14 protein-coding genes are annotated in these 12,566 nt (G+C 38.9%); 10 read left to right on the top strand and 4 right to left on the bottom strand.

All coding sequences use genetic code 11. From position 1 onward, the window contains the following. Positions 1–110 precede the first annotated feature (110 nt). Positions 111–551 (top strand): multidrug/spermidine efflux SMR transporter subunit MdtJ, encoded by a 441-nt coding sequence (gene mdtJ / locus JEP36_RS06625; protein WP_198630003.1) that lies wholly within the window; start codon positions 111–113, stop codon positions 549–551. A 2-nt stretch (positions 552–553) separates the two neighbouring features. Beyond that, the gene (gene mdtI, locus JEP36_RS06630; RefSeq protein WP_198619995.1) at positions 554–886 is read left to right on the top strand and encodes a multidrug/spermidine efflux SMR transporter subunit MdtI; all 333 of its coding nucleotides are present in this window, start codon (positions 554–556) and stop codon (positions 884–886) included. Between the two features lie 138 nt (positions 887–1,024). On the opposite strand, the gene JEP36_RS06635 is transcribed toward mdtI, so the two are convergent. Beyond that, on the bottom strand, positions 1,025–1,369 hold the full coding sequence (locus JEP36_RS06635; RefSeq protein ID WP_109372243.1) for a RidA family protein: 345 nt from the start codon (positions 1,367–1,369) through the stop codon (positions 1,025–1,027). 85 nt (positions 1,370–1,454) lie between these two features. Between JEP36_RS06635 and JEP36_RS06640 the strand changes: the two genes are divergently transcribed. The 5 genes from JEP36_RS06640 to rnd all read left to right on the top strand — a co-directional run bounded on the left by JEP36_RS06640 (position 1,455) and on the right by rnd (position 8,084). Beyond that, positions 1,455–3,398 (top strand): ATP-dependent DNA helicase, encoded by a 1,944-nt coding sequence (locus JEP36_RS06640; RefSeq protein ID WP_198625670.1) that lies wholly within the window; start codon positions 1,455–1,457, stop codon positions 3,396–3,398. A 92-nt stretch (positions 3,399–3,490) separates the two neighbouring features. Beyond that, positions 3,491–4,192: a tRNA (adenosine(37)-N6)-threonylcarbamoyltransferase complex dimerization subunit type 1 TsaB gene (gene tsaB / locus JEP36_RS06645; RefSeq protein ID WP_109372245.1), complete on the top strand. Its 702-nt coding sequence runs from the start codon at positions 3,491–3,493 to the stop codon at positions 4,190–4,192. 87 nt (positions 4,193–4,279) lie between these two features. Next, the gene (locus JEP36_RS06650; RefSeq protein WP_198630004.1) at positions 4,280–4,876 is read left to right on the top strand and encodes a Slp family lipoprotein; all 597 of its coding nucleotides are present in this window, start codon (positions 4,280–4,282) and stop codon (positions 4,874–4,876) included. A gap of 301 nt (positions 4,877–5,177) precedes the next feature. Then, positions 5,178–6,866 (top strand): long-chain-fatty-acid--CoA ligase FadD, encoded by a 1,689-nt coding sequence (fadD, locus tag JEP36_RS06655; RefSeq protein ID WP_109372247.1) that lies wholly within the window; start codon positions 5,178–5,180, stop codon positions 6,864–6,866. Between the two features lie 99 nt (positions 6,867–6,965). Beyond that, on the top strand, positions 6,966–8,084 hold the full coding sequence (gene rnd, locus JEP36_RS06660; protein ID WP_198619999.1) for a ribonuclease D: 1,119 nt from the start codon (positions 6,966–6,968) through the stop codon (positions 8,082–8,084). A 356-nt stretch (positions 8,085–8,440) separates the two neighbouring features. On the opposite strand, the gene minE is transcribed toward rnd, so the two are convergent. Genes minE through minC form a run of 3 tightly spaced genes read right to left on the bottom strand, consistent with a single transcriptional unit; the run spans position 8,441 to position 10,250 of the window. Beyond that, complete coding sequence (gene minE / locus JEP36_RS06665) at positions 8,441–8,710, bottom strand: cell division topological specificity factor MinE (RefSeq protein WP_023582089.1); 270 nt, start codon at positions 8,708–8,710, stop codon at positions 8,441–8,443. 3 nt (positions 8,711–8,713) lie between these two features. Further along, positions 8,714–9,526: a septum site-determining protein MinD gene (minD, locus tag JEP36_RS06670; protein ID WP_109372249.1), complete on the bottom strand. Its 813-nt coding sequence runs from the start codon at positions 9,524–9,526 to the stop codon at positions 8,714–8,716. A 22-nt stretch (positions 9,527–9,548) separates the two neighbouring features. Further along, a complete protein-coding gene (gene minC / locus JEP36_RS06675) occupies positions 9,549–10,250 on the bottom strand; it encodes a septum site-determining protein MinC (protein WP_109372250.1) in 702 nt (233 codons plus the stop codon). A gap of 133 nt (positions 10,251–10,383) precedes the next feature. On the opposite strand from minC, the gene JEP36_RS06680 reads away from it, so the two are divergent. From JEP36_RS06680 to JEP36_RS06690, 3 genes are read left to right on the top strand one after another with little or no spacing between them, the layout of a single operon-like run. Further along, complete coding sequence (locus JEP36_RS06680) at positions 10,384–10,671, top strand: YcgL domain-containing protein (RefSeq protein WP_069369136.1); 288 nt, start codon at positions 10,384–10,386, stop codon at positions 10,669–10,671. Between the two features lie 24 nt (positions 10,672–10,695). Next, on the top strand, positions 10,696–11,823 hold the full coding sequence (locus JEP36_RS06685; protein WP_109372251.1) for a lytic murein transglycosylase: 1,128 nt from the start codon (positions 10,696–10,698) through the stop codon (positions 11,821–11,823). Between the two features lie 53 nt (positions 11,824–11,876). Beyond that, the gene (locus JEP36_RS06690) at positions 11,877–12,533 is read left to right on the top strand and encodes a fumarylacetoacetate hydrolase family protein (RefSeq protein ID WP_100159367.1); all 657 of its coding nucleotides are present in this window, start codon (positions 11,877–11,879) and stop codon (positions 12,531–12,533) included. Positions 12,534–12,566: the final 33 nt, after the last annotated feature.

Raw genomic sequence — 12,566 nt, forward strand, 5'->3', positions numbered from 1 at the left:
TTGCCTTAACGTTTGGCTACTATTGCCGCCAGAAAGACTATCTACATATTCTCTATCTTCTGCGCAAGAAACGTTTCGGCGTATTTCAAATGTGTATGAGAGATGAAAAAATGATTTATTGGATATTTTTAGCATTAGCTATTGTTTGTGAAGTTATCGGTACTTTATCGATGAAGTACGCCAGTGTAAGCGGTGGTTACACCGGTATGATAGTGATGTGGTTAATGATTGCCACTTCCTATATCTTTTTAGCCATAGCCGTTAAAAAAGTGGCATTAGGTGTAGCATATGCACTGTGGGAAGGTATTGGAATTGTCATTATTACGACATTCAGCGTTCTGTGGTTTGGTGAATCACTTTCACCATTAAAATTAGGTGGTCTAGCAATGTTAATTGCAGGGATCACGCTTATAAAATCAGGTACTAAAAAATCGGCTGTTGCTAAGAAAACAACAGAATCGGTAAAAAGTATTGCCGATAAAGCCAAGCACGTTGCCAGTGCTGTAAAAGGAGCGAATAAGCCAATTCCTGCCAATATCAAGGAGGCTTAATTATGTTAGCTCAATTTGAATGGTGGCATGGTGCGTTTCTGATACTTGCCGTAGTGCTCGAGATTGTCGCGAATATATTCTTAAAAATGTCTAACGGTTTTAGCCGAATGGGATTAGGAATATTATCACTGTTTTGTGTATTAGGTGCCTTTAGTGCACTGGCAATGGCAGTCAAAGGGATAGAGCTTTCTGTTGCTTATGCACTTTGGGGAGCATTCGGAATTATTGCAACCATTGCCGCGGGTTGGATCTTATTTAATCAACGACTCAATTATAAAGGATGGGGTGGAATTATATTATTACTGGTTGGTATGATAATGATTAAATTTGCCTAAATCTAATTAACTTAATAAATGAGATATTGATAAAACAAAAAATCTAATTATTACAGCAAATAAGTGACATTAAAAAGCTGAGTTCTTATGAATTCAGCTTTTTTATATAAACGTAACAGGTCAATAAATAATACCTATTTACATAGCCGCAATAATCTTAATTTCAACTTTATATTCAGGGTGCATTAATTGTGCTTGTACAGTACAACGCACTGGTGCACTACCTTTGGCAACCCATGCATCCCACGCTTGATTCATTCCTGCAAAATCCTCTTTATTAGCTAAAAAAATTGTTGCATCAAGAATTTTAGTTTTATCAGAACCTACACGTTGTAACAAAACGTCAATTGCCGCTAATGTGTTTGCTGTTTGTTCAATAATATCGCCCGATAAATTTTCTGGCACCGCAGTGTAATAAATTGTGTCGTTATGAATAACAGCTTCAGACCAGCGATCTTCAGGGTCGATACGTTTAATTGTCATTATGAGTTCTCCTTTGTATTAACGGCATAGGTGGTACTTTTGGTTATCCACTGGCATAATTTACGTCTTATTTTATAAAAAGAGTATGCCTGTGTCAGACGATTTTGCAGAAAACGGGATTTTAACCCGAACTATTCCAGGATTTCATCCCCGTGAAGCTCAACGACAAATGGCGAAATCAATAGAGGAAACTATTGATAAGCAAGGTGTACTTATCGCTGAAGCGGGTACAGGGACAGGAAAAACGTATGCTTATCTTGTGCCCGCGTTGCGTTCGGGTAAAAAAACGATTATTTCAACAGGCTCTAAAGCCTTGCAAGATCAATTATATAGTCGAGATTTACCCACGATCATTGAAGCGATTAATTATGATGGTAATACGGCGTTATTAAAAGGGCGTTCTAACTATCTTTGCTTGGAAAGGCTTGATCAGCAAATGCTGAGCGGTGGTGATCTCGAGGCTGAAGTTTTGTCTGATGTAATGTATGTGCGTCAATGGTCAACGCAGACAGAAGATGGTGATGTGAGCCGTTGTCATAGCGTGGCTGAAGACAGTCGTGTTTGGCCTTTAGTCACAAGTACTAACGATAACTGTTTAGGCAGTGATTGCCCTCGCTATAAAGAGTGTTATGTTTTAAGTGCACGTAAAAAAGCAATGGATGCGGATATTGTGGTGGTTAATCACCATTTATTTATGGCGGATACTGTCGTTAAAGATACTGGTTTTGGTGAGCTAATTCCGGAAGCTGAAATTATGATCTTTGATGAAGCCCATCAAATTCCAGATATCGCTAGTCACTATTTTGGTCAACAACTTACCAGTAGACAGCTTTTTGATCTCGCCAGAGACATGACAGTTGCTTATCGCACAGAAGTCCGTGATCAAGTTCAGTTGCAAAAAAGCGCTGATAGATTAACGCAAATGGTGATGGATTTTCGCTTAGCGTTAGGTGATACGGGGTATCGTGGAAATTTACGTGAGCTATTGCAAGGTGGTGAAACAAAACGTTTTCTTACGTTACTGGATGATGCCTTAGAACTGAGTTATGACGTAATGAAACTTTCGTTAGGGCGAAGCCAATTACTTGATAGTGCTTTTGAACGCGCCACCGTTTATCGCAATCGCTTAAAACGCCTGATTGATACCACAATTCCGGGTTATAGCTACTGGTTTGAAAGTTATGGTCGCCATTTTTTACTGGCCATTACGCCACTTTCTGTGGCCGATAAATTTCGTGAGCTTATCAAATCACATAAAAGTAGTTGGGTGTTTACCTCTGCAACACTTTCTGTAAATGAACAGATGTCTTATTACACAGACAGGCTCGGTTTAGAAAATGCGACAACACTGATTTTAAACAGTCCGTTTGATTATCAACATCAGACATTACTCTGTGTACCACGTTATTTGCCACCATTAAATCAATCTTATACGGCGAAACGTTTAGCTACTATGCTCACGCCTGTTATTTTAAAAAACCAAGGTCGCTGTTTTTTCCTCTGTACTTCACATGCCATGATGCGTGGACTTGCCGAAGAATTCAAAGCCAGTTTGCCATTACCCGTATTGATGCAAGGAGAGATGAGTAAAACGCAATTACTGCAAAAATTTATCTCATCAGGAAATGCGCTTTTAGTGGCGACTCAAAGTTTTTGGGAAGGTGTTGATGTGCGTGGAGATACATTGTCTTGTGTGATTATTGATAAATTACCCTTTACAGCACCTGATGATCCTTTATTAAGAGCACGTATTGAAGATTGTGAGTTGCGGGGCGGAGATGCCTTTAAAGATGTCCAAATTCCTGATGCTGTTATTAGTTTAAAACAAGGTGTCGGGCGATTAATTCGTGATGTACACGATTATGGTGCAATTATAGTTTGTGATGATAGATTGGTTTCTCGTGCATATGGCGAGGTTTTTTTAAGTAGTCTGCCACCATCACCACGAACGCGTTCACTCGATAAAACAATGAAATTTTTGAGCCAACGCGCACAGCAGAATGAAATACAAGAAATATCGGATTCATAATAGCGATCGCACAGAATGTGTGTTTATTCTGTTGAACACTATTATGATATTATTATTCCTCTTTTAATTATCGAATTTGCCGGAGTTATGGCGTGTCACTGCGAATTTTAGCAATTGATACTGCAACAGAATCTTGTTCAGTTGCAGTTTGGAATGAAGGCGTTGTTGCTTCACGTTTTGAAATCTCACCTCGTGAACATACACAAAAGATTTTACCTATGGTGAAAAGCGCCTTAGAAGAAGCAAACATCACATTGCAATCATTAGATGCACTTGCTTTTGGACGAGGCCCAGGGAGCTTTACTGGCGTTCGTATTGGTGTTGGTGTTGCACAAGGTATTGCGTTAGGTGCTGAGTTGCCCATGATTGGTATTTCATCACTTGCCACAATGGCTGAAGGTGTCTTTAGAACAACGGGTATTAAACAAGTTCTCGTGGCAATCGATGCGCGTATGGGTGAAATCTATTGCGCTCAATATCAGCGTAATGATGCAGGTGCTTGGGTGGGGGAAGACACTGAAGCGGTGATGAAACCTGAGCAGTTTATTGAAGCATTACAATCAACAACAGGAACATGGGCAATGGCAGGTACAGGCTGGCAAGCTTATCCTGATTTAAAAAAAGCGTTGTCTTTCACTGTTGTTGAAACTGAGATTACATTACCTGCTGCACAAGATATGTTACCCCTTGCTGTAACCGCTTGGCATGAAGGTAAAGCAACCAAAGTTGAAGACGCTGAGCCTGTGTATTTACGTAATGAAGTGACGTGGAAAAAATTGCCCGGTCGTGAATAGATTTGTGAGTATCTATTAGAAATCGAAGAGTAAAGCTATAATAGTACTATAGAGTAACGTCAATAATGACTTGCAATGAGGTGGTTTATGAACAGACAATTAAACTACCGTTTGGTAAACAAAGCGCTATTTCTATCTGGTGCTTTGTTTCTGGCGGGATGCGTCTCTATACCTGAATCAATAAAAGGTACATCAGCAACGCCTGTTACTGATTTAAATGGAGTTTTTGTTGCACCTGAGCTTTATATTGGCCAAGAAGGGCGTTTTGGTGGACGTGTGATTGATGTTAAAAATCTTCAATCATCAACACAGCTAGAAATTGCTGTTATGCCTCTTTCTCAATATGATGCTGCGCCCGAATTGCAACAGCCTTCTATTGGTCGTCTCTATGCGAATGTTATGCATTTCTTAGATCCTACCGATTATAAAAATCAGTATGTAACAGTAGTTGGTACTATTAAAGGTGTTGAAACTGGCAAAGTCGGTGAAGCGAGTTATCCATTTTTACGTATTGATGTGACGGGCATGAAACGTTGGACGCTGACACAACAAGTCATTATGCCAGCACCTGTTATGACATGGGGATATTATGGAGATGGCCCATATTGGGGTTATCATCATGGATATGGCGGTTACGGTGGATATCCATATGGAACCGGTCAGGTTGTGCCCGTTTTAGAATAAAAAATGGGTATTAGATTCCATGACAAAATAATATTTTATCTCCATTTGTGAGAAACGGTGTATAATCAATATCTATAATATATTAGGTAACTATCTAATAGAGTTATTAAAGTTGAATAAAAATAAAAGAGAGGGCGGTTTTGACCGCCTTCTTTTTTGTTAATCTAAAAATAAAATATTTAGTGACACACTTCGCATCTTCACAACAGAAAATTGTTTGTGCTGGTAGGATGAGTTAATACTTTGTTAAAAATGAAACATAATATTAACCCAAGAAGTGCGATTAATCAGGAGTACTACTTTGGAAAAAGTCTGGCTTAAACGTTATCCGGCAGATGTTCCGGCTGAAATTGACCCGGACCGTTTTGCATCCCTTGCTGAGATGCTTGAAAACGCTGTCGCAAATTACGCAGATCAACCCGCCTTTATCAATATGGGCGAGGTCATGACTTATCGCAAACTTGAAGAGCGTAGCCGTGCTTTTGCAGCATACCTGCAAAACGGCTTAGGATTAAAAAAAGGTGATCGTGTTGCCTTAATGATGCCTAATTTACTGCAATATCCTATCGCGCTTTTCGGTATTCTTCGTGCAGGCATGGTTGTCGTAAACGTAAACCCACTTTACACACCAAGAGAACTTGAACATCAATTAAATGACAGTGGTGCAAATGCCATTGTAATAGTCTCTAACTTTGCGCATACGCTCGAAAAAATCGTATTTAATACCAGTATTAAACACGTTATTTTAACCCGAATGGGTGATCAGCTATCTCGTCCTAAAGCAACATTAGTCGACTTTGTTGTTAAATATATCAAACGATTAGTGCCTAAATATAACTTGCCTGATGCCATTTCATTCCGTAGAGCAATGCATTTTGGTTATCGTATGCAATATATCAAACCTGAAATTACAGGAAGTGACCTAGCTTTCTTGCAATACACAGGGGGAACAACAGGTATTGCTAAAGGTGCTATGTTAACGCACCGCAATATGTTGGCAAATCTTGAGCAAGCAAAAGCGGCTTATGTACCTGCACTAAATGTAGGTAAAGAGCTGGTGGTTACAGCGTTACCGCTATATCACGTTTTTGCTTTAACCGTAAACTGTCTGCTCTTTATTGAAATTGGTGGTAAAAATTTACTTATTACCAACCCTCGTGATGTGAAAGGCACAATTAAAGAGCTAGGACGTTACCCTGTCACGGCAATTACTGGCGTAAATACTTTATTTAATGCTTGGTTACAAAATCCAGAATTCCGTCAGCTTGATTTTTCCAAACTAAACCTCTCTGTTGGCGGTGGTATGCCCGTTCAAAGTAGTGTTGCTAAAGAGTGGGAAGAGTTAACGGGTAAACATTTGTTAGAAGGTTATGGTTTGACTGAATGTTCTCCTTTAGTCACTGGTAACCCTTATAATTTGAAAAAATACAGTGGTAGTATTGGCTTACCTGTACCTTCAACGGATGTGAAGTTTATGGATGATGAAGGTAACGAAGTTGACCGCACTGTAGGCGGTGAAATGTGGGTTCGTGGTCCTCAAGTAATGAAAGGTTATTGGAATCGTCCTGATGCAACTGATGAAGTTTTACATGATGGTTGGGTTGCAACTGGTGATATTGCTACAATGGATGACGAAGGCTTTATTCGTATCATTGATCGCAAAAAAGATATGATCTTAGTTTCAGGCTTTAATGTATACCCTAATGAAGTCGAAGAAGTTGTCACGGCGCATCCTAAGGTTTTAGAATCAGCTGCAATTGGCGTACCGAGTAAAAACTCAGGTGAAGCAGTTAAAGTTTTCATTGTGAAAAAAGATCCATCATTAACAGAAGATGAGATAAAAACACACTGTCGTCGTTACCTAACAGGTTATAAAGTACCTAAAATTATTGAGTTCCGCGATGAATTACCAAAATCAAATGTTGGTAAAATTTTACGCAGAGAGTTAAGAAATGAAGAAAAAGAGTTGAAAACCTCAACTGAATCTTGATACAACACTCAATAACCTTTTTCAATTTCGCCGGTTTATACCGGCGTTTTTGTGATTACATAAAAAAGTCATTAGACATAAAAATAAGAGAAACCTGTTTTGAATTATCAATTGATTACGACAGACACTGCATTAGATACCGCCTGTAAAGCCGCTTCTGAGGCTTCACAAATAGCTTTAGATACAGAGTTTGTCCGCATACGAACCTATTACCCACATCTTGGTTTGATCCAGATGTATGACGGTAAGCAGATCTCTCTTATTGATCCGTTAGCAATTAAGGATTGGGCTCCTTTTGTTGAGCTACTAACAAACTCAGACATTATGAAGTTTCTCCATGCGGGAAGTGAAGATCTCGAAGTCTTTTCTCACCAGTTTGGCTGTGTTCCAACACCTATGATTGACACTCAAGTCGTTGCTGCATTCTTAGGTCATCCCATTTCTTGTGGTTTTGCGACATTAGTTGAGAAATATGAAAATGTTGCACTCGATAAAAGTGAATCTCGAACAGATTGGCTAGCGCGACCTTTAACTGAAAAACAGTGCCAATATGCCAGTGGTGATGTTTTCTATTTGCTACCTTTAGCTGAAAAATTAATTAAAGAAGCTGAAGAAGCAGGCTATATGGATGCCATTGCAGATGAATGCAACATGATTGCAGAACGTCGACAAGAAACGGTTGTACCAGAGCTTGCCTATCGTGATATTAGCAATGCATGGCAATTAAAAGGCCAACAGCTAGCATGCTTACAAATGCTTGCTCAGTGGCGTTTAAATCAAGCTAAATCTCGTGATATGGCATTAAACTTCGTTGTAAGAGAAGAACATTTATGGTCTGTTGCTCGTTATTTTCCTTCATCACTAGCAGAATTAGATGCGTTATCGCTTTCTGGTCAAGAAATTCGTTGTCATGGTCGTCGCTTATTAGATTTTGTTGCTAAGGCAAAAGAAATTAAAGATGAAGATTGCCCAGAGCCTATTGGCAATTTAATTGAACAACCAAACTATAAAAAAGCGTTTAAAGCAATCAAATCGGTTATTCAAGAAATTAGTGAAGACAAGCGTTATAACCCTGAATTATTAGCCTCAAGAAGACAAATAAATCAATTATTGAGTGTTCATTGGAAAATAAGAGAAGGGCAACCTGAGCTTACTTCACGCTGGCGTAAAGCCTTATTAGAAGAAAAAGTCACTGAAATTTTGGCACAATATTCCTAAATTTGTTAACGGCTTATTTTCTAATAGCAAATACTTGAAATGAAGTCGGTATCATTAGTTCAATAAATAGGAGTCTCTTTTGAGGCTCTTATTTTTTGCGCACAAAAAAATCGCCTATAAAAAATAGGTGATACGGATTAATAAGCTAAATAAACAGGGCGTAAAATAAACGTTATAACGGAATAAAAAAACTCCTTTGACTTATCACCAATGATCAAAATAGCAACGAGATATAGCGCTATTTGCGCATTCAGGTGTATTCAATTTGTATATAATTAAACACAGAGCCAATCAAATTAATTATAGTTCATGGCTGGCTCTGTGAATAATGACTTATGTAAAGCGTAAAATATGATTTACTTTGTAGGTTCTTCACTCTCAGGTAAAGTCACATTTAGCTCTAATACAGAGATATCATCACCTTTTTGTTCAAATTGAACTGAAAGCATCTCTGGATCTATCTGCACATATTTGCAGATGACACCTAATAAATCTCTTTTCATATCAGGTAAATAAGCTGGCTCGCTATCACCACGGCGGCGTTCTGCTACGATAATTTGTAGACGCTCCTTGGCAATATTAGCTGTCGACTTTTTACGCGACAGGAAAAAATCTAGTAAAGCCATCTTTTACCCCCCAAAAAGGCGTTTCAGAAAGCCTTTTTTCTCTTCTTCAATAAAACGGAATGGATGTTCTTCACCTAACAAACGATTTACTGTATCTGAATAGGCTTTACCCGCATCAGACTCGCTATCTAAAATAACAGGTTCACCTTGGTTAGATGAACGTAAAACAGATTGATCTTCTGGAATAACACCCAAGAGTGGAATGCATAGAATTTCAAGGACATCTTCCATACTTAACATATCACCACGGTTAACACGACCGGGGTTATAACGTGTTAATAGCAGATGTTCTTTAATTGGTTCTTCACCACGTTCAGCACGACGTGATTTCGAGGCAAGAATGCCTAAAATACGGTCGGAGTCACGTACTGATGACACTTCAGGGTTTGTGGTGATAACAGCTTCATCTGCGAAATAAAGAGCCATCAAAGCGCCACTTTCGATACCCGCAGGTGAATCACAGATAATAAAATCAAAACCCATTTCATCAAGTTCATCTAATACTTGTTCGACACCATCACGAGTGAGCGCGTCTTTATCTCTTGTTTGTGAAGCAGGGAGAATAAATAGATTTTCTGTACGCTTATCTTTAATCAATGCTTGATTTAAAGAAGCATCACCCTGAATAACATTAACAAAATCATAAACAACTCTACGTTCACAACCCATGATAAGGTCTAGATTACGCAACCCAATGTCAAAGTCGATAACAACCGTCTTATGACCTTTTTGAGCGAGGCCGGTAGAAATGGCCGCGCTGGAAGTTGTTTTACCAACCCCACCTTTACCTGACGTAACAACAATAATGCGTGCCATGGAGTGATTCCTTGTCGATGCTCTAAATTAAGTTCTCGATTGTTAATTCATTCTCTTGCAAACTCAGTTGTACTGATTTACCAACAAAGTCTGTAGGAATTTGGTCGCTTAGCCAATATTGACCAGCAATAGAAACAAGTTCAGCAGACAGATGTGTACAAAAAATATGACTCTCTTGATCACCCGATGCTCCTGCAAGCACACGTCCACGTAACACACCGTAGACATGAACATTACCATCAGCAATTAATTCAGCGCCTGCACTTACATTACTGATAACGACTAAATCGCTATTTTGAGCATAAATACGCTGACCTGAACGCACAGGTGTATGGATGATTTTTGTTTTTTGACGAACAACTGTCGGTGCTTCATTCGTTTTATCGTTATTTGCCTGAGTGCTTGGCTTAACTATTTTACCTTCATTTAAGATAGGTAACTGTGCGGCAATTATCGCTTCTTTCTGTTGAGCGTTTGAACTACCACTAATTCCCACGACTCGTAAGCCAGCATCTTCTACAATTCGCCTCAGTTTTTTAAAATCAATATTTTCATCTGCTAAAGCAGAGACATTGATAACCACAGGTGCGTTTTTCAGAAATTGAGGCGCTTGTGCAATTTTTTCTGAAATAGCCTGACGAATAACTTTCGGTGTTCCATCGTTTAAATGGAGTACTGAAAGGGTAAAATTACTGCCTTTTAACTCAATGGGCGTGTTTGACATCTATCTGACTCAGTAAATTTTTTATAATCTGGCACAAAAAACCAGAGACGATATTACGAAAGTATATAAGCATGTTATATTTACTAAAATATTCAGGCAAGTCGCTTATTTTAATAATTAGAGTTTAATGAAAATGATTTGTGCAATTTACCGTAGTACCAAACGTGATCAAACTTATTTATACATCGAAAAAAAGGATGATTTCTCTCGAATTCCGGACGAATTATTACAAAGTTTTGGCGAACCACAATTTTCAATGTTGCTTAATCTCGCGGATAGACAGCGTTTAGCGCATGCTGACATTGAAAAAGTCAAAAAAGCATTAGTTGAGCAGGGTTTTTACTTACAAGTTCCACCCCCTGTCGAAAGTATGTTAAATGCTTATTTAGATGAATTAAAAAAATCAGAAAAAACTGAATAAATCATCGAGATAAAAGGAGCATAAATGTTCAAATATTCATTCATCGCTGTGATTGTTTCCGGTTTAATGTTATCTGCGTGTACTCATAGCCAACAAAAATTGGCTGAAAGGCAAATTACTGCACCAGAGGAAAAGGCAGTTGAAACACAAAAAATGCCTCGATGGAAACAAGTGAATGTTGCATCGTTAGAACAAGCGTTTCCTAAAGAAACTCGTACTTCTGCACAATTTCCTGCTTATGTTGAAGCGTTAAAATTGAAAGCAGCTCAATTGGGATATAAACAAGAAACAATAGATTTTGCTTTTTCAGAAGCACATTTTATTGAACGAGTGATTAAATCAGACCGTAATCAACCGGAAAAGAAAATCACACTCGATGTTTATTTACCGCGCATTGTCACCAATGGGCGTTTAAACCAAGGGGCTAAGCTTTATCAAGAGAATCAAGATACCCTAGAACAAATCAGCAAAAAATATGGTGTGCCTGCAAACTATATTGTTGCGTTATGGGGACTTGAGAGTGGCTTTGGTAAGGTGCAAGGCAAAGAAGATGTTGTCTCTGCACTTGCAACGCTTGCGTTTGAAGGCCGTCGAGAAGAACTTTTTGCTCGTCAATTGATGGCAGCATTAGAGATTATTGAAGAAGGACATATCCCTCAAGGACAGCGTCTCAAAGGCTCTTGGGCGGGTGCTATGGGGCAAACTCAGTTTATGCCATCTTCCTTCCTAACTTATGCCGCAGATGGCAATGGTGATGGAAAAATCGATATTTGGAATACTCAAGAAGACGCATTTGCTTCGGCTGCTAACTATTTAGCGACTGAAGGTTGGAAAAGTGGACTTCCTTGGGGAGAACAGGTTACTTTATCGGTAGATTTTAACCAACAGCTTGAAGGCATTAAGACCGAACAGAAAAAAACGGTCGCTCAATGGAAAGCGTTGGGTGTTCAATTACCTGTAAATAGCCAATTGAACGATGCTATGACTGTATGGTTAATCATTCCTGATGATGATTTGCACAGAAGCTATTTAGTAACACAGAACTTCCGTACGATTATGCATTGGAACAGCTCTTACTTTTTTGCCCTCAGTATTGTCACAATGGCTGATGGCGTTGCTAATAAAATAAATTCACTACCTAACGCGAGCTAATCGCGTTTTTATAGTGAAATAAAACACAGCAATTTACCTAAAAGGAACACATTATGTATCAACATCGTGATTGGGAAGGTGCGTTACTTGATTTTCCTGTCAATAAAGTGATTTGCGTTGGCAGTAACTATGCAAATCACATTAAAGAGATGGGGTCCGTTCGCTCAGAAGAGCCTGTGATTTTTATCAAACCAGAAACAGCAATGTGTGATATTCGCCAACCTATTGCTATCCCAAAAGATATGGGAGCGGTTCATCACGAAATTGAATTAGCGGTACTTATCGGTCAGCCACTTAAGCAAGCTAATGAAGATAGGGTTGATCGTGCAATTGCGGGTTTCGGTCTTGGTCTTGATCTCACATTACGTGACTTACAAGGTAAATTGAAAAAAGCAGGGCAACCATGGGAAAAAAGTAAAGCATTTGATGGCTCTGCACCATTATCAGGTTTTATCCCTGTCAATTCATTTGGCGACCCGCAAAATGCGGATTTAATGTTACGTGTTAATGACGAGATTCGTCAGCAGGGTAACAGTCGTGATATGCTAACCCCTGTTTTACCCCTTATCAGCTATATGTCTCGCTTTTTTACTCTACGTCCTGGTGATGTGATTTTAACGGGGACACCTGAAGGTGTTGGTCCTCTAGAGTCAGGCGATATGTTGGTATTAAGTGTTAATGAACATCAGCTGACAACGCGGGTTATTTAATTCGTATTAGATGAGCAATAAGGTAATAACGTA

This window comes from Proteus sp. PR00208 (assembly GCF_016238545.1).
GTDB lineage: Bacteria > Pseudomonadota > Gammaproteobacteria > Enterobacterales > Enterobacteriaceae > Proteus.

What these genes read in the sequence shown, in the direction of transcription:
- minD (WP_109372249.1), bottom strand. Translation starts at nt 9,526, where the DNA reads ATGGCACGCATTATTGTTGTTACGTCAGGTAAAGGTGGGGTTGGTAAA.
- JEP36_RS06650 (WP_198630004.1), top strand. Translation starts at nt 4,280, where the DNA reads ATGAACAGACAATTAAACTACCGTTTGGTAAACAAAGCGCTATTTCTA.
- mdtI (WP_198619995.1), top strand. Translation starts at nt 554, where the DNA reads ATGTTAGCTCAATTTGAATGGTGGCATGGTGCGTTTCTGATACTTGCC.
- JEP36_RS06635 (WP_109372243.1), bottom strand. Translation starts at nt 1,369, where the DNA reads ATGACAATTAAACGTATCGACCCTGAAGATCGCTGGTCTGAAGCTGTT.
- mdtJ (WP_198630003.1), top strand. Translation starts at nt 111, where the DNA reads ATGATTTATTGGATATTTTTAGCATTAGCTATTGTTTGTGAAGTTATC.
- JEP36_RS06690 (WP_100159367.1), top strand. Translation starts at nt 11,877, where the DNA reads ATGTATCAACATCGTGATTGGGAAGGTGCGTTACTTGATTTTCCTGTC.
- minC (WP_109372250.1), bottom strand. Translation starts at nt 10,250, where the DNA reads ATGTCAAACACGCCCATTGAGTTAAAAGGCAGTAATTTTACCCTTTCA.
- JEP36_RS06685 (WP_109372251.1), top strand. Translation starts at nt 10,696, where the DNA reads ATGTTCAAATATTCATTCATCGCTGTGATTGTTTCCGGTTTAATGTTA.
- minE (WP_023582089.1), bottom strand. Translation starts at nt 8,710, where the DNA reads ATGGCTTTACTAGATTTTTTCCTGTCGCGTAAAAAGTCGACAGCTAAT.
- JEP36_RS06680 (WP_069369136.1), top strand. Translation starts at nt 10,384, where the DNA reads ATGATTTGTGCAATTTACCGTAGTACCAAACGTGATCAAACTTATTTA.
- JEP36_RS06640 (WP_198625670.1), top strand. Translation starts at nt 1,455, where the DNA reads ATGCCTGTGTCAGACGATTTTGCAGAAAACGGGATTTTAACCCGAACT.